The following is a 15,548-nucleotide window of genomic DNA, read 5'->3' as shown; positions in this document are numbered from 1 at the left end:
TATGCATTCAGCTGACCGGTCTATGCAGTGAATGGTGTGGGTGGAGCCGGCCCAACCAGCCGCGACGCTGGCCGGCGTGGGCGGTGGTGTTGTGGGGCTACTCGGGCGGGGCGTCGAGCAGGTGGGCTACGTACAGTTCACTGAGGGCGAGCCGGATGACGGCGGTGTCGACCGCCGCGTGAGTGCGGGTGACGGCCGTGGTGAGGTCGGCGAGGGCCCGGGTGCCGTCGGCGAGGTGGAAGACGGTGGCGCACAGCGGGCTGAGCAGGTGTCCCTGCTCGGCGTCTTCGTCGTAGACGGCCAGGCGGCCGTCGGTGATCTCCTTGACACGCAGCCCTTCGCGGCGGGCCCGGGGGATGTTCATCGGCCGGTGTTTCCTCTCAGTGCCCGCACAGCGGTCCGTGGTGCTGGAAATCGTTCACGGGGCGGACTGGTCGCGCAGGGCGGCCGGCATCGGGTGGACCTGCTCGGTCTGGGTGGCAACAGCCGGGACGGTGCGGTAGCGGTCGGGCCGGTCCAAGCGGATCAGGTACTGGTCGAGCGCGGTACGGCGCTGGATCCAGGCGGTCATGCCTTCGACGGTGTCGGGCAGTTCATCGAGCAGCTGGGTGAAGATGCTGCGGTGATATGCGATGGCGTGGGTGGTCGTGGCGTGGCTGGTCGTGGCGCCGGTGACGGCTTCGAGGTGGTGGCTCCCCTCGGCCTGCGGGAAGGCCGGTTCACTCTCTGCGCCGCCGAGGTAGAGCAGCGACCAGGGACGGTGGCCGAGTTCGGCCAGGGCGCCGCGCAGCACCTCGGCGGCGTCGGGGCGGAAGAGGGCGTCGTCCTCCACGACGAGCAGGGATTCCAGGGCGTCGGTGTGGGCCTGCTGAATGGCCTGGCGGTGGGAGAGCGCGCGGCCGATGCGGGGGCCGTCCGGTGTCGCGGTGGCCGGCTGGCGGTGGAGGCGTTCGGGGCGGATGCCCAGGCCGACCAGTCGCCTCTGTACGGCCTGCCAACGGTCGGGGCGCTCGTCGAGGTTGATGCAGGTGATGCCGCCGAAGGTGTTGAAGGGGTTCTGCTTCTCCGCCTGGTAGTCGGCCACGCCCTGGCGGACGGCCTTGTCGCCCAGTACGGCGGTGAAGTGGTCGATGGCCTCGTCGGGGCGCTGGCCGAGCTCGTCGAAGCCGATGAGGTAGTTGAACAGCCGCTGGTACCAGGTCGAGGCGGTCCGCCCGGCACGGGGAGTGTCGAAGCGGTGGGTCCAGCGCAGGGCCGGCAGGCACCAGGTGGCGCCGCCGGCGCGGCGGAACTTGTCGTGCAGGTGGCCCTCCTCCCCGCCGTGGCGGGCGAAGGCGGGGTTCAGGCCGGGCCACGCGCTGGTCCGGCAGGCGAACAGGCCCAGGCCCTGCATGCCGATCTCGAAGGGCGCGGCACCGGGGTCGGCGCCGCGCGGGTCGCTGCCCCAGACCCCGTACATCAGCCGTTCCCAGCGCGGTTCCCAGTGGGTGGAGACCCGCTGCCCGTCGGCGGAGACCAGCGGCCCTTGGAGCAGGTCGCCGCTGTCGGGGTGCCGGTCGATGTATTCCAGCAGGGCGGCCAAGGCCCCGGGGGCCAGTTGGACGTGGGAGTCCACGCACATGACCCAGTCCGAGACGGCTTCGCGGAAGATCCGGTCGCGGGCGGCGGTTCCCACCCGCCGGTCGTACGGGATGTAGCGCAGTTGCGGGAAGTCCTGCTCCAGTCGCTTCAGTGCCCAGGCGTGCGGGCCGGCGGGGTGGTTGTCGACCACCAGGAGGTTGACCTGGTCCATCGCCTCGGCGTGGTAGAGGAGCAGGCTCATGACGGTGAAGTACACGCCGTCGTAGTCGTCGTACGTGGCCATGCCCACCGTGAGGGTGCGCCGCTCCTGGGCCGGTCCGGGTTGCGGACGCGGGCGGAAGCGGTCGTCGGAGGCGGTCACCAGCTCCCGCAGAGCCGCCAGCCCCGCCTCGTCCGCCAGCCCCGCCTCGTCCGCCATCTCGGCTGAAGCGCCGGACACTTCCCCTGCTGTCATTTCTGCCTCATTCGATCAACACCGATTCGCTATTGAGGGGGCGTGGTGGAGCAGTCCGTGCCGATGGTGATCGCCCCGTGCGCCGAGGCCGCGGTGTGGACGCCGTCGCCGACCAGCACGGCGTCGTAGCCGTTCAGCAGCTCCTGGATCGTGCCGGGGCCGAAGTTCTCGGTGGTGGTGATGCCGGCGATGCCCCCGTAGTTGGTGTAGGCCGAGCCCAGCATCCGACCGTCGGAGGTGTAGAAGTGGACCAGCGCGCCCACCAGCGGCCGTCCGGTGCGGACGTCGGTGGCGGTGGCGGTGATGTTCTCCAGCTCCAACGACGTGATGTTCAGCGTGGCCTGGCTGGCGCTCAGGCTGGCGGGTGCCAGGTTGGAGCAGTCGGCCTCGCCGCAGATGGGCGCCTGCGCCACGGCGGGCGTGGCGGACGCGGTGATGGCGCCGAGCGACAGCGTACTCACCGCGACGGCCGCGAGTCCGGCGATCCTGTTTCCTGCGAGCCTCATAGGTACCCTTCCACGGGCGACTCGGTGACGGCATGTTCGGGGTGTCATCTCACCTGAGTGGCCTACCGCTCACATCCGACAATCAGGGCATATGCGGGCGTCGGTCGCGCATTTCGCCCCATCGGATGAACGCCACAAACGCCACCATCGTCGCGGCGTTCGACCCCCGGGCCCCTGTCCGAGCCACCTCCGCCAGGAGACGCTGAGCTGTGCCCTGTGCCCTGTGCCCTGTGCCCTGTGCCGGGGCGTGGTCCTGCGCGAAACCTTCCCCGCCACACGGCCACAGCGGCGGGGGGCAGGTACGCCCCCCGCTCACCTCTCCGGGGGCGGGCGCCTACACCCCGCCGCCGGACTCCGTGGTTCCTGGGGCATCGTCAAGCGCACGCCAACGGCCGTCCGCGAGCGCCTCTTCGAGTTCCCGAGACGACAAGCTGAGGGGTCGGAAGCCGGCAGCCTGCCTGACGTCAGCAGCCCTGGGTGGCCACCAGCGCGTGGTAGGCGTCCAGGTCGTACTGGTAGCCCTTGACGTTCGGGCCGTCTGTGGCGGGATCGCCGTGGTCGTCCACCAGGATGCTGGGCTGGTTGAGGGCGACCGAGATGTAGCCGTGGTGCAGCTTGTAGATCAGGTCGAGCGTGCCGACGTTGTAGCGCGCGGCGGCGGAGGCCGTCGAGCAGCTGAAGCTGCCGAGCGAGCTCATCGCCACCCGGTTGCCGGTCACGTTCATCCAGCCCTCGAAGGTGTAGAGGGCGGAGCTGCGCAGGCCGCTGGAGTCCGTGGAGTTGAACTCGTGGCCCATGCCGAGCTTGCCCTCCTCGGGACTCGTGGTGCCGTCCGCGATGTGGGCACCGCTGACGGTGCTCTGCGCGGTCTTGTCGAAGGTGTCGGCGGCGAGCTGGTTCCAGATGCCCATCAGGTTGGTGGCGCTCTGCCCCTCCCAGACGAAGGCCGGGTGGATCGCGGAGTTGGCGGCCGTGCCCACGGTGGCGTAGCAGCCGCCGGCGTTGGTCAAGCCCGCCGCGTTGAGCTGAGAAGCCATGGTGGCGTCGTCGAACTTCGCCAGCATGCTGTTCCAGGCGGCGCCGCCGCCGAAGAACTGGATCGCCGCTGCCTCCACATCGACGTAGCCGTCACGGTAGTTGGGGTTGTTGGTCTTGGAGAAGTTGCCGAAGCCGCAGATGCCGGAGGAGAAGCTGTTGGCGTCGTTGTAGGTGTAGTTGCCGGCGAAGCCGAGCGCCTCCTCCAGCAGCGTCACCTTGTTCTGCTCGGCGGCCGTCAGCTCGCTCCAGGCGGGGCCGTTCTTGAGCAGCAGCAGCGCCTGGGCGACCGGGGCGTGCGCCCAGCCCTCCAGACCGCCGTCGGCGTCCGGCTCGTTGCCGCCGGCGATCAGGTGGCGGACCTGGGCGAGCAGCGCGCTGTCCACCGTCGTCCCGCCACTGGCCTTGCTGCCCGGGGCCTGCCGGTCCACCAGGGCCAGGTAGTAGAGCACCTTGGCGGCACCGATGTTGAGCGGGTTGGTGCCGGGGCGGGGCACGGCGGAGGTCGGCGCGGCGAAGGCGATCAGCGGTGCCGCCACGGCCGAGTCGATCTCGGTCTGGCTGAACGCGCCGCCTCCGCCGGCCGCGCTGGTGGTCGCGGTGACCGGAGCGCTCGGGGCGGATTCGGTGCCGGCGGAGTCGACGGCGGTGACGGTGTAGGTGTGGCTGCTGGACGCGGCCAGGCCGGTGATCGTGGCGCTGATGGAGGTGCTGGTGCCCACCACGGTGTTGCCCTCGTAGACGTTGTACGAGGTGGCCGGGTCGCCGTTGCTGGTCTCGGTCCAGGAGAGCGCTATCGAGGAGCTGGTGACGCTGCCGGCGGTCAGACCCGTCGGGGTGGCCGGGCTGGTCGGGACTCCGGCGTTGGTGGTGGCCGTGACCGAGGAGCTCGGGGTGGATTCGCTGCCAGCGGAGTCGATGGCGGTGACGGTGTAGGTGTGAGTGCTGCTCGGCGCCAGGCCGGTGATCGTGGCGCTGGTCGAGGCGGTGCTTCCCACCACCGTGCCGCCCTCGTAGATCTTGTAGGAGGTGGCCGGGTCGCTGTTGTTGGTCTCGGTCCAGGAAAGCGCTATCGACGAGCTGGTGATGGCGCCGGCGGTCAGACCCGTCGGAGTGGCGGGGGCGCTGGTGCCACCGGCCGCGGTGGTGGCCGTGACCGGAGCGCTCGCGGCTGATTCGACTCCGGTGGAGTCGACGGCGGTGACGGTGTAGGTGTGAGTGCTGGACGGGGCCAGGCCGGTGATGGTGGCATTGGCCGCGCTGCTGGTGCCCACCACCGTGCCGCCCTCGTAGATCTTGTAGGAGGCGGCCGGGTCGCCGTTGTTGGTCTCGGTCCAGGAGAGCGCTATCGACGAGCTGGTCGTGGTGCCGGCAGCCAGGCCGGTCGGGACGGCGGGGCTGCTGGAGCCGTTGCCGGCGCCGGTGACCGTCACGCTGGTCGGCGCGATGTAGTGGCTGGAGTAGTCACCGCTGAACTGGAAGGTGACATGGGCGCCGGGGGCGATGGTCCCGTTGCCGCTGGTGTTGGTGAAGGTCTCGTGCTGGCCGCTGGAGCTCAGTGCGGCCGAGGCCTCGCTCTCGATGTTCATGGTCGGGTCGAGGTTCAGCTGGACGTTCCAACCCGTGGCGGTGCCAGTAGAGTTGTTGGTCACGGTCACCTCGTCGGTGTAGCCGGAACCCCAGTCCTTGATCTTGCTCACCGAGGCGGTCAGACCCACGCCGCCGCCGGGGATCTGCACGGTCACGGGTGTGCTGTGAGTGGACTCCACACCGGAGGCGTCCACCGCGGTGACGGTGTAGGTGTGCGTGCTGCCCGGTGCCAGGTTGCTGATCGTGGCGCCCGGCGCGGTGTTGCTGGTCACCACCGTGCCGCCCTCGTACACGTCGTAGGAGGTGGCCGGGTCGCTGTTGTCGGTCTCGGTCCAGGCCAGATCGGCCGAGGTGCCCGTGGTGTTGGTGACGGTCAGGCCGGTCGGGGTGGCCGGGCTGCCGGGGCCGTTGCCCGGGATGCTCGCCGTCACGGCGGCGCTGTGGCTGGACTCGACTCCTGCGGCGTCGACGGCCGTCACCGTGTAGGTGTGTGAACTGCCGGCCGTCAGGCCGGAGATGGTTGCGGTGGTCGAAGTACTGGTGCCCACCACGGTGTTGCCCTCGTAGACCTTGTACGAGGCCGCCGGGTCGCCGTTGTCGGCCTCGGACCAGGTCAGCGTCGCGCTGGAGCCGGTGGTGCCGGACACGGCGAGGGAACCCGGCGTGGCCGGCGAACTGCCGCCGCTCTGCTGGCCGGTGGCCAGGGTGAAGTCGGCGAACTCGTCGGTGGTGGTCTTGCTCGGGCTCCACGAGGTGTCGTGGCCGCCGTGGAAGGTGGAGAAGAAGACGCCGGAGGCGGGGGTGTTGCCGAGCGTCTGGGTGGTCTGGCAGACGGGGGTGGCGCCGCCGTCGGCCCAGATCGTGATCTGGCCGGTCGCGACGTTCACCTGCTGCTCGATCGCGTGCCACTTGCCGTCGGCGTTGAACTTCCAGTTGCCCAGGCAGAGATCGGCGCCGTAGCCGGAGCCCGAGGCGGTGTAGAAGTACAGCTCGCCGTCGGTCGAGTTGGCGCTGCCGCCGCGCCACATGTAGCGGGTCGACCAGCCGCCGTTGCAGTGCTGGCCGCCGCTCTCACAGCCGGGCACGCCGCCGTAGAGGCCGGGCATCTTGCCGGCCAGCTTGCGGCCGAAGTCGAAGCCCACTGGGAAGTTGTAGGAGTACTTCAGGTCGACGACGTTGCTCTGGGCGAGGGCCTGCTGCCCGTTCAGGTTGAGGTTCTGGTAGAACTGGCCGCCGTCGAGGCCGCAACCGCAGCTCGGCGGGCCGCTGTTGGCCGGGTAGGTGACCTTGAGGGCCTGGCCGCTGCCGGGCGCGGTCGGGTCGCTGATCGCCTGCATGTTCTGGTAGCCCCAGTTGCACGGCGCGGTGCTGGTCGCGCCCTGGCACTGCTGGGTGTCCGGGGTGATGCCCCAGTTCTGGTGCCAGGTGCTGTTGGGGAAGCCGTCGAAGTAGCCGGTCCAGGCCGCGCTCGCCCCTCGGGGGGAGTTGGTCGCGGCGCTGGTGGCGCCGCTGGTCGCGGTGGTGCCGAGCATGGCGGTCATGGCCACCAGGGCCACCGCCAGGAGTTGCCCGGTCAGCCGTCGCAGCCGGCCGGTTCGCTGCCGTCGAGTCCGATTCATCTGTGCCCACTCCCAGTTGACGTTGGGTCACGCTGCCTAAGACGGTCGCGATTGGACGGGTCACCGACAAGGCTTGCTACGGTAAAGCTTCAGTATTCTGATTCTCATTCACACTGATGAACGCTTCAGGCGTGCGGCCGGCCCCCGGGAGGCCCGCGCGCAGCTGCCGTCGGGAGCCACGGCTTCGTTCAGCCCGGCCTCGGTGAACGCCGGTGGTTCCGCGGCGCTGTCGATCATCACCAGCGCCGCCACGCCGGCCGGCAGTTACCCGATCACCATCACCGGCACCGGCGCCTCGGCCACCCACACGGCCACGTACACGCTGACCGTCACCGCCTCGGGCCCGAGCTGCACCCCGGCCCAACTCCTCGGCAACCCGGGCTTCGAGAACGGAACCAACACGACGCCGTGGAGCCAGAGTTCCACGACCGGCTCGGCGCCGATCAACAGTGACACGGTCGACGAGCCCGCGCACTCGGGCAGTTGGGACGCCTGGCTGGACGGCAACTCGACGTCTGGTACGGACACCGTTTCGCAGACCGTCACCATCCCGGCAGGCTGCACCGCGACCCTCTCCTACTGGCTGCACGTCGACACCACCGAGAGCACCGGCACCGCCAAGCCGGACAACCTCAACGTCCAGCTCCTGAACGGCAGCGGCGCCGTGCTCGGCACGGTGGCCACGTACTCCAACCTGGACGCCGGCACCGGCTACACCCAGCACACCGCCGACCTGTCGGCCTACGCGGGCCAGACCGTCACGCTGAGGTTCAGCGGCACCGAGACGGACGCCAACGGCGGCACCACCAGCTTCGTGATCGACGACACCGCGCTCAACGTCGCGGGCTGACGCCGAACGCACACACCAACGGAGCGGCTCCCGAAAGGGGGCCGCTCCCACCAGTGAGGCGCCCGGCCTCGGCGTGAGCGCGAGGGGGGCCAGAGAGCCCCGCCCTGCCCTCCTCCTGTCCTCCTTCCGGCGCGCCGCGCGCCGTTCCACAATGGAACCAAGACTCGGAGAGAGGTACCCCGAATGCCGCACGACCAGCAGCACCAGCAGCGCCAGCACGAGACCACTACCGTCCAGCTCAACCACACCGTCGTCCACGCCACCGACCGACAGCTGTCCGCCGGGTTCCTCGCCGAGGTCCTGGGCCTGGAGGTGAGTGCCCCGTTCGGGCCCTTCCTGCCGGTCGACCTCGGCAACGGCGTGACGCTGGACTACTACGAGACGCGTGGTGAGCCGATCCAGTCGCAGCACTACGCCTTTCTGGTGCCCGACGACCAGTTCGACGCCATGATCGCCCGGTTGGAGGCGATCCGGGTGACGTACTACGCGGACCCCAGCCACACCGACCCGGGCCGGATCAACCACCTGTTCGGTGGCCGGGGCGCGTACTTCGACGACCCGGACGGGCACAACATGGAGATCATGACCACGCCGTACGCTCGTTCCTGACGCTCAGTCCGTTCCGCCGCCGGATGCCGTGCCGACGACCGGATCAGCAGGCCACGGTCGTCAGTCGTCGGTGGCCTGGTAGAGCGTGGTCCAGAAGTCGTGGATGAGCCGTGCCGAGTCCGGGGTCGACATCCCTACCTGGGTGAGCAGGATTCCGGTGAGCTGGTTGTCCGGGTCGGCGTAGGCCGTGGTGCCGGTACCGCCGTCCCAGCCGAACTGGCCGATGGACGCGTGGTCGCCACGATGGGTGCGCACCGCCATCCCGAAGCCCCAGCCGCCCTGTTGCCCTTGGCCGACCGTGAGGTGGGCGATGTTCCTGTACATGGCGTGCCGGGCAGCTTGTTGCTCGGGCGACCGGCGTTACGGGTCGGCCGACCTGCTCCGGCTGGTCAAGATTCGGAACTTGGCCGGAGCCGGCGTGCCGCTGGCCGGGATGTCGAGCAGCCCCAGCGCCGTGGCGCTCGACCGCAAGGCAGCGCGCCGTCGATGGGGCGTCAGGGTGAGCAGGTCTGAATCTGTGCGGCGGGGACCGGCGGAGCGAGGAAGTGGCGCGGGCACCGGCCGCTCCTAGCCCGTTGGCCGGCACTCGCTGAATTGCATCAGCACGCCGGTGCTGCCGGTCGGAACGACCGGGGGCAGGAGCCGGCGGTAGCGGAGACGTTTCCCGTTCCCGTAGTCGGCGCGGCCCGGAACGTCTGGAGCGCCGCTGTGCGACCACACCAGCACCAGTCCAAGCCGTGCTCGTCGCGGGACGGCGAGGTGGCCGATCCTGGCAAGGGCACCGCCTGCCGGGACCAGGGAAACCTGCAGAGCGGGGCGGGTCGGCGTGCCTGGCCACTTCCGGTTCGAGTCCCCGGCGAAGCCGGCGTTCCAGGCGTAGCCCGCACTCTGCAGTGCGCGGGCTACCTCGGCCGTCACCTCGGTGACGTCCCCTGGCCGGAGCGCCGTTACTGTCTCCCAGCACGGGTCCCTGCCGAAGACGCCGGCGCCCGTCCTGCGTTCGACGACGTGTTCCTGGTAAGCGCCGCAGCGCTTCGCGAACCGGCGTAACTGCCGTGCCCCACGGAGGCGTTGCCGTGCCATGTCGGGCGGGGCCCCGAGTGTGAGGATGGACAGGATCGAGACGACGAGCAGCAGGGGAGCGAGCGGGGTCACCCTGGCGAGCTTGGCGAAGACACTCATGTGTACCTCCGCTCCCAGTGTCCGTTCGGATCGAGGCACCGCCAAGGTGCGGATGGCTCAGGTCGACCTGAGTCTTTCCACCCTTGACGAGGGCCCGTAGACCAGTCACGAGGTCGCGCGGAGAGCCGGAGTCAAGGAACCCCATCAGCTCTCGAATGGCCGGCCGGGGTGGGGTGAACCGCCAACGCATGAGCTCGCCAGGCCAGATCTTGCGGTGCAAGAATCAGCCATGATCGACGAACTCGACCTCGTCCTGGTCGACGCGCTCCGGCTGGACCCGCGGGCGACCTGGTCCAGGCTGGCCGCACCGCTCGGCGTCGACCCGGCCACCCTGTCGCGCCGTTGGGCCAGGCTCTCCGCCGACCGGGACGCCTGGGTGACCTGCTACCCCTCGGCCGAGCACTGGGGCATGGGGCTGATGGCCCTGGTGTCGGTCGAGTGCCGGTCGAACGAGGTCGGCGCCGTCGCCGCCACGCTGGCGGCCGATCCGCAGGCCGCGACGATCGAGGTGATCACCGGCTCGGCCGACCTGCTGGTGACGGTGGTCGGGGTCGAGCCGGCCCAGGTGACGACGTACGCGTTGGACCGGATCGGGCGCGCGCCGGGTGTGTTGCGCACGCGCACGGCCTTCGTCGAGCGCACGTTGCGTGAGGGCAGTCGGTGGCGGGAGGGCGCGCTGGACCCCGCGCAGCGTGAGGCGATCGGCGGCGCCGACCCGACGGCGGCGGAACTGCCCGCCAAGCGCGCCGCGTTGGTCGACTGGTGGTTGATCCGGGAGCTCGGCGCGGACGGCCGGATGCCGTTCGCCCAGCTCGCCGAGCGCACCGGGCTGCCATCCACCACGGTCCGGCGCCGGGTCGGCGAGCTGCGCGAGTCGGGCCGCCTGGTGCTTCGTTGCGACGCCTCCCAGCGGCTGGCCGGGCGCACGGTGCACACCGTGCTCTGGCTGGAGGTGCCCGCGCCGGACCTGGACGCGGCCACCGGGTGGCTCGCGGAGCAGACCGAGACCCGGATGTGCGGGGTGGTCGCGGGGGCGGCGGCGAACGTGGTGGCGTCGGTGGTGACGCATCAGATCGCCGACACGCGCCGGGTCGAGGCCCGGCTAGCCCGACGGTTCCCGCAGGCCCGGGTGGTGGATCGGCAGGTGACGCTGCGGATGGTGAAGCTGGTCGGCCACCTGCTCGACGGCGAGGGCCGGTCGGTGGGCTATGTCGGGATCGACCCTTGGGCGGGGGTGGACGACGACGTGACCCGCCCGCGGGGCCGGACTGGTGGGCGGGCCTGACACATCGGGTGACGGAGCGCCGGCCGGGCCGAACTGGAAAGCGCTTGCCGTGGCTGCCGTTGGTACCACTCCGGCCCGCCGTCAGAGCGCGGCGTTCAGCACGCCGAGCAGCCGCGCGACTTCGCCGGCCATCGCGGTGCGTCCGGCGCCCAGGTAGCGGCGGGTGTCGACGAGCTTCGGCTGGGCGGCGAGGGTCTCGCGGACGGCGGTGGTGAAGACCTGGTTCAGATGGGTGGCGATGTTGACCTTGGTCATCCCCGCCTCGACGGCGGTGGTCAGGTGCCTGTCCGCGACTCCGGAGGAGCCGTGCAGCACCAGCGGGACGGCAACGGTGGCCCGCAGCGCGGCTATCAGGTCGAAGTCCAGTACCGCGTCCCGGGTGAGCATGGCGTGCGAGGTGCCCACCGCGACGGCGAGCGCGTCCACCCCGGTGGCGGCGACGAAGGCGGCGGCTTCGGTGGGGTCGGTGCGGGCGCCGGGGGCGTGCACGCCGTCCTTGCCGCCGACCTCGCCGAGTTCGGCCTCGACCCAGACCCCGGCCCGGTGGCAGTGGGCGACGACCTCGGCGGTGGTCTGGACGTTCCGCGCGTAGTCCAGCGCCGAGGCGTCGAACATGACGGAGCTGAAGCCGAGTTCGACGGCCTGGTGAACCAGCTCGACGGAGGTGGCGTGGTCGAGGTGGACGGCGACCGGCACCCGGGCGGCGGCGGCGACCGCCAGTGTGGCGGCGCCGATGGGGGCGAGCGCGCCGTGGTAGCGGGCGGCGTTCTCGCTGATCTGCAGGATCACCGGGGCGCCGGCGGCCTCGGCGCCGGCCACGATGGCCTGGGCGTGTTCGAGCTGGATGACGTTGAACGCGCCGACGCCGCGAGCGGCGTTCGCGGCCTTGGCGACGATCTCGTCAGTGGCGGTCAGCGGCACGGGAGTTCTCCGGGGACGAAGGAGGCGAGCAGGCAGGCGAGCAGGGAGGCGAGAACGGAGGCGAGAACGGAGGCGACGGAGTGACGTCCAACTGGTCGAGCAGGCCGCGATAGACGGCGTGGTCGAAGTCCCCGGCCAGCGGTGCGGCGACGGCGGCGGCCGACAGGGCCACCGCCTGGGCGAGCCGGACCGGCCAGGGTGCCTGGGTGATCAGGCCGAGGGCGAGGGCGGCGACGGCCGCGTCACCGGCCCCGGTCGGGTTGCCGGCCAACCGGCGTGGCGGCCGCACCTGCCAACTACCCTGCGAGGTCACGGCGATGAGCCCGTCCGCACCCAACGAGGCGACCACCGCCCGCGCTCCGGCGGCGCGCAGCGCCCGGGCTGCCGCCCAGGGGTCCGACTCGCCGGTGGCGGCGGTGAGTTCGGCGGCATTCGGTTTGACCACGGCGGGCGCTTCGGCCAGGCCGGCCAGCAGCGGCGCGCCGTCGGCGTCGAGGACGGCGGGCACGCCGTGGGCGCGTGCCCTGCGCAGCAGGACGGCGTACGCGTCGGCGGGCACCCCGCCCGGCAGGCTGCCGGCGAGGACCAGGGCGGCGGCCCGGGGCAGTAGCCGGTCGAACCAGTCGAGGAAATGGGCCCATTCGGCGTCGGTGACCACCGGTCCCGGCTCCAGCAGGATCGTGGTGTCACCGGCCTGTTCGTCGACGACTGCGACGGTGCGGCGCGAACTGCCCGCGATCGGCACCAGCCGGTCGCGCAGCCCGGCCGTCGCCAGCTCCTCGCGCAGCGCCGCACCGGCCGCGCCGCCGGCCAACCCCGTGACGACGACCTCGTGTTCGACGGTGTCCCGTCGGACGGTGCCCGGTCGGACGCTGTCCTGTCCGGTGGTCTCGCGCGCGAGGGCATGCAGTACGCGGGCGACGTTGATGCCTTTGCCGCCGGCCCGTTCGGCCACCGACCGGACACGGTGACTGGTGTGCGGGCGCAGCCGGTCCACCCGGTACGTGACGTCGAGCGCGGCGTTGAGCGTGACCGTGAGGATCACGAGTCCCTCCCGCCTGCCGGGCCCTGCCCGGGCGGCTGTCGGAGGTCCTGGGCGAGCAGTGCGGCGCCCAGGCAGCCGGCCTGGTGGCCGAGGGCGGCGGGGCGGATCTCCGGCATCCGTTGGAAGGTCAGACGGGTGGCCAGGGCCGCTCGCAGCGGGCCGAAGTAGGGTTGCCCGGCGTCGGCGAGGCCGCCGCCGATGACGATCCGCTCCGGGTCCAGCAGGGTGATCGCGGCGGCCAGGCCGTCGGCGAGCGCCTCGATGGCCTCCCGCCAGATCCGCGCGGCGTGCTGGTCGCCGGCCGCCGCGCGGTGTTGGACGTCCTCGGCGGTGATGTCACACCGGCCGCTGATCTCCCTTTCTCCGGTGGCCTGTTGGTAGCGGCGGGCGATGGCGGCCGCGGAGGCGAGGGTCTCCAGGCAGCCCCGGCCGCCGCACGGGCAGGGCTCGCCGCCGGGCCGGACCACCAGGTGTCCCAGTTCGCCGGCGAAGCCGTGGCTGCCGGTCATTGCGCGTCCGTCCAGCATGACGGCGGCGGCGATGCCGGTGCCGACCGGGACGAAGAGGAAGGAGCGGCAGCCGTGGCCGGCGCCGAGTCTGGCCTCGGCCAGGGCGCCCGCCCGCACGTCGTGTCCGAAAGCGACCGGGATCCCCAACTCCTTTGCGAGCCACCGCTGGAGGTGGACCTGGCGCCAGCCGAGATTGGCGGCGAAGACGGCGACTCCTGACGCTTCGTCAACCAGTCCGGGGACGGCGAGGCCGGCCGCCCTCGGGGCGTACACGCGGGAGAGCTCGGCGGCGCAGCCGAGTACGGCTTCGAGGACGGCATCGGGGCCGAACTCGGCTCGGGTGGCGCGGTGTTCGGTGTGCAGCACGGTGCCGTCCGGGGCCATGACGCCGGCTTTGATCCGGGTGCCGCCGACGTCCAGGGCGATGACGGTCACTGCGGTGCCAGGATGATCGAGCGGGTGAGGTGGCGCGGCTGGTCGGGGTCCAGGTCCTTGGCCTGGGCCAGGGCCACGGCCAGGCGCTGGGCGAGGATCAGCTGGGCGAGCGGGTCCAGGCGGGAGGTGGCGACGGTGGCGCCGGTCCGGCGGACCTGCTCGACCAGGCCGGCCGGGGGTTCGCCGAGGAACCAGACCAGGCTGTTCTGGTCGGTGACGCTGATCGGGCCGTGCCGGTACTCCATCGCCGGGTAGGACTCGGTCCACGCGCCGGCGGCCTCGCGGAGTTTGAGCGCGGCTTCGTTGGCCAGGCCGATCGTCCAGCCGGTGCCGAGGAAGGTGAACTGGCTTGCCTGGCCGGCTCCCTGCGGCAGCTCGGTGGTCAGCGCGAGCTCGGCCTGCTCGGGCAGGTCGGGCGGGGTCAGGCCCAGGTGGCTGCGCAGCAGGACCAGGGCGGTGGTGGCGAACCGGGTCTGCACCACCGACTTCTCGTCGGCGAAGTGCAGGTCGATGAGGGTGTCGGCGGCGGTGCTGATCGGCGTGGCGAGGTCACCGGTGAGCGCGACGGTCGGCGCGGCGGTGCGGTTCAGCGCGGCCAGCACCTCGGTGGTGGTGCCGGATCGGCTGATCGCCACCACCCGGTCGTAGCGGCGGTCGGCGGGGAACTCCGAGGCGGCGAAGGCGTCGGTCTCGCCCTGGCCGCTGGACTCGCGCAGCGCGGCATAGGCCTGCGCGATGTAGAGCGAGGTGCCGCAGCCCACCACCGCCACCCGCTCGCCGGGCTCGGGCAGACCGGCCGGTGCCGGCTCCATGGCGCGCCGCCAGCACTGCGGCTGGCTGGCGATCTCGTCGGCGACATGGGACATGGGGATCCTCCAGAGGCGAGCACAGCGCTCGATGCGCGAATGTGATCCATGTATAGCGTTTCCGCGCATAAATGCGCAACGATGGATCGAGGTGATGCGCTTTTCCGCATGTTGCGCTCGCCGTCGGCACGACGGTCGAGGAGTGGTGATGAGCAGTGGTGATGGGGACGTACGAGCGCTGGACGCGACTGCTCGAGGTCCTGGGCGACCGGGGTCGGATCGAAGTCGGGGCAGCGGCTGAGCTGTTGGGCGTCCCCATGGCGACGGTCCGCCGCGACATGGAGGAACTCGCCCGGCAGCAACTGCTCACCCGCACCCGCGGTGGCGCGGTGCTGAGTGGCGTCGCCTACGACCTGCCGCTGCGCTACAAGGCGGTGCGCCAGGCGGACGAGAAGAACCGGCTCGCGAAGGCGGCCGCCGCCCTCGTGCCGCCCGGTGCGAGGGTGGGCTTGAACGGCGGGACGACCAGCTGATCGTGGTCGCCGACTCCACCAAGCTCGGCAAGCGTGCTTTCGCCTAGGGCCTCTCTTACGGATCTTGTCGGATCAGCGCCCGGCGTCGCGCGCCCGGCAAGATCCGTAAGAGAGGCCCTAGGTCTGCGCGGTGGGCGAGATCGCGGTGCTGGTCACTCTTCGTGCTTGATCCGGACCTGCCGGGCGGCCGGCCGCTCGGTGTCCAGCGGCACCGTCACCGTGAGCAGGCCCTTGGCGTAGCCGGCGGTGACCTCCTCCTCCTTGGCCTGGGCCGGGAGCGGGATGGTGCGGGTGAACGAGCCGTAGCGGAACTCGGAGCGGCGCTTGTCCCGCTGCTCCTCGGTGCGTTCGGCCTGGATGGTGAGCGAGCGGTCGCGGACCGTGATCTCCACGTCCTTCTCGGGGTCGATCCCGGGCAGTTCGGCCAGCACCACGAGGGCGCCGTCCCGCTCGAACTCCTCGATCCGGATCGAGTTCTGCTCGCCGGAGCGACCGAACGGGAAGTTCTCGAACCACTCGGAGAGATCCGGGTGCCAGGGGGAGAAGGGCTTCTTGGGCGCCGTGTCGCCGGGCATCGCTGCCTCCTTG

At 71.3% G+C, this 15,548-nt stretch carries 13 protein-coding genes and 2 pseudogenes; 4 read left to right on the top strand and 11 right to left on the bottom strand.

Translation table 11 applies throughout. The annotated features are described in order from the left end of the window. Positions 1 to 97: 97 nt before the first annotated feature. The 4 genes from P3T41_RS26870 to P3T41_RS26855 form a co-directional block, all read right to left on the bottom strand. Positions 98 to 364, bottom strand: coding sequence for a hypothetical protein (locus tag P3T41_RS26870; protein ID WP_280693094.1), 267 nt, complete (start codon positions 362 to 364; stop codon positions 98 to 100). Positions 365 to 418: 54 nt separating this feature from the next. Continuing rightward, on the bottom strand, positions 419 to 2,035 hold the full coding sequence (locus P3T41_RS26865) for a glycosyltransferase (RefSeq protein ID WP_280693093.1): 1,617 nt from the start codon (positions 2,033 to 2,035) through the stop codon (positions 419 to 421). Positions 2,036 to 2,064: 29 nt separating this feature from the next. Further along, positions 2,065 to 2,541 (bottom strand): hypothetical protein, encoded by a 477-nt coding sequence (locus P3T41_RS26860; protein ID WP_280693092.1) that lies wholly within the window; start codon positions 2,539 to 2,541, stop codon positions 2,065 to 2,067. A gap of 464 nt (positions 2,542 to 3,005) precedes the next feature. Beyond that, positions 3,006 to 6,785 carry a polysaccharide lyase gene (locus P3T41_RS26855; RefSeq protein ID WP_280693091.1) on the bottom strand — a complete coding sequence of 1,260 codons (3,780 nt, stop codon included), beginning with the start codon at positions 6,783 to 6,785 and terminating at the stop codon, positions 3,006 to 3,008. Between the two features lie 202 nt (positions 6,786 to 6,987). Between P3T41_RS26855 and P3T41_RS26850 the strand changes: the two genes are divergently transcribed. Together P3T41_RS26850 and P3T41_RS26845 are read left to right on the top strand one after the other, a co-directional pair. Beyond that, entirely contained in the window at positions 6,988 to 7,635 is a 648-nt protein-coding gene (locus P3T41_RS26850; RefSeq protein ID WP_280693090.1) for a hypothetical protein, read from the top strand. Positions 7,636 to 7,818: 183 nt separating this feature from the next. Then, complete coding sequence (locus P3T41_RS26845; protein ID WP_280693089.1) at positions 7,819 to 8,244, top strand: VOC family protein; 426 nt, start codon at positions 7,819 to 7,821, stop codon at positions 8,242 to 8,244. Positions 8,245 to 8,304: 60 nt separating this feature from the next. Here P3T41_RS26845 and P3T41_RS26840 read toward each other — a convergent pair. Beyond that, a pseudogene (locus P3T41_RS26840) lies at positions 8,305 to 8,601 on the bottom strand (serine hydrolase); the annotation flags it as partial. Positions 8,602 to 8,811: 210 nt separating this feature from the next. Next, positions 8,812 to 9,426: a hypothetical protein gene (locus tag P3T41_RS26835; RefSeq protein WP_280693088.1), complete on the bottom strand. Its 615-nt coding sequence runs from the start codon at positions 9,424 to 9,426 to the stop codon at positions 8,812 to 8,814. A 229-nt stretch (positions 9,427 to 9,655) separates the two neighbouring features. Here P3T41_RS26835 and P3T41_RS26830 point away from each other — a divergent pair, with 229 nt between their 5' ends. Further along, on the top strand, positions 9,656 to 10,711 hold the full coding sequence (locus tag P3T41_RS26830; protein ID WP_280693087.1) for an AsnC family transcriptional regulator: 1,056 nt from the start codon (positions 9,656 to 9,658) through the stop codon (positions 10,709 to 10,711). Positions 10,712 to 10,792: 81 nt separating this feature from the next. On the opposite strand, the gene P3T41_RS26825 is transcribed toward P3T41_RS26830, so the two are convergent. From P3T41_RS26825 to P3T41_RS26810, 4 genes are read right to left on the bottom strand one after another with little or no spacing between them, the layout of a single operon-like run. After that, complete coding sequence (locus tag P3T41_RS26825; RefSeq protein WP_280693086.1) at positions 10,793 to 11,632, bottom strand: class II fructose-bisphosphate aldolase; 840 nt, start codon at positions 11,630 to 11,632, stop codon at positions 10,793 to 10,795. Next, the gene (locus tag P3T41_RS26820; RefSeq protein WP_280693085.1) at positions 11,613 to 12,677 is read right to left on the bottom strand and encodes a PfkB family carbohydrate kinase; all 1,065 of its coding nucleotides are present in this window, start codon (positions 12,675 to 12,677) and stop codon (positions 11,613 to 11,615) included. The genes P3T41_RS26825 and P3T41_RS26820 overlap by 20 nt, the downstream gene beginning before the upstream one ends. Then, entirely contained in the window at positions 12,674 to 13,621 is a 948-nt protein-coding gene (locus P3T41_RS26815; protein ID WP_280693084.1) for an ROK family protein, read from the bottom strand. Before P3T41_RS26815 ends, P3T41_RS26820 begins: the two co-directional genes overlap by 4 nt. After that, positions 13,618 to 14,487 carry an SIS domain-containing protein gene (locus P3T41_RS26810; protein ID WP_280693083.1) on the bottom strand — a complete coding sequence of 290 codons (870 nt, stop codon included), beginning with the start codon at positions 14,485 to 14,487 and terminating at the stop codon, positions 13,618 to 13,620. The genes P3T41_RS26815 and P3T41_RS26810 overlap by 4 nt, the downstream gene beginning before the upstream one ends. 161 nt (positions 14,488 to 14,648) lie before the next feature. Between P3T41_RS26810 and P3T41_RS26805 the strand changes: the two are divergent. Beyond that, a pseudogene (locus P3T41_RS26805) lies at positions 14,649 to 14,957 on the top strand (DeoR family transcriptional regulator); the annotation flags it as partial. A gap of 155 nt (positions 14,958 to 15,112) precedes the next feature. Here P3T41_RS26805 and P3T41_RS26800 read toward each other — a convergent pair. Beyond that, a complete protein-coding gene (locus tag P3T41_RS26800) occupies positions 15,113 to 15,535 on the bottom strand; it encodes an Hsp20/alpha crystallin family protein (RefSeq protein ID WP_280693082.1) in 423 nt (140 codons plus the stop codon). Between the last annotated feature and the right edge of the window lie 13 nt (positions 15,536 to 15,548).

The sequence above is a fragment of the Kitasatospora sp. GAS204B genome (genome assembly GCF_029892155.1).
Lineage (GTDB): Bacteria > Actinomycetota > Actinomycetes > Streptomycetales > Streptomycetaceae > Kitasatospora.
This window is presented reverse-complemented; position numbering and strand designations above follow the sequence as displayed.

Coding starts and splice junctions, on each gene's coding strand:
- P3T41_RS26800 (WP_280693082.1), bottom strand. CDS start 15,535: ATGCCCGGCGACACGGCGCCCAAGAAGCCCTTCTCCCCCTGGCACCCG.
- P3T41_RS26870 (WP_280693094.1), bottom strand. CDS start 364: ATGAACATCCCCCGGGCCCGCCGCGAAGGGCTGCGTGTCAAGGAGATC.
- P3T41_RS26865 (WP_280693093.1), bottom strand. CDS start 2,035: ATGACAGCAGGGGAAGTGTCCGGCGCTTCAGCCGAGATGGCGGACGAG.
- P3T41_RS26855 (WP_280693091.1), bottom strand. CDS start 6,785: ATGAATCGGACTCGACGGCAGCGAACCGGCCGGCTGCGACGGCTGACC.
- P3T41_RS26810 (WP_280693083.1), bottom strand. CDS start 14,487: ATGTCCCATGTCGCCGACGAGATCGCCAGCCAGCCGCAGTGCTGGCGG.
- P3T41_RS26860 (WP_280693092.1), bottom strand. CDS start 2,541: ATGAGGCTCGCAGGAAACAGGATCGCCGGACTCGCGGCCGTCGCGGTG.
- P3T41_RS26845 (WP_280693089.1), top strand. CDS start 7,819: ATGCCGCACGACCAGCAGCACCAGCAGCGCCAGCACGAGACCACTACC.
- P3T41_RS26830 (WP_280693087.1), top strand. CDS start 9,656: ATGATCGACGAACTCGACCTCGTCCTGGTCGACGCGCTCCGGCTGGAC.
- P3T41_RS26835 (WP_280693088.1), bottom strand. CDS start 9,426: ATGAGTGTCTTCGCCAAGCTCGCCAGGGTGACCCCGCTCGCTCCCCTG.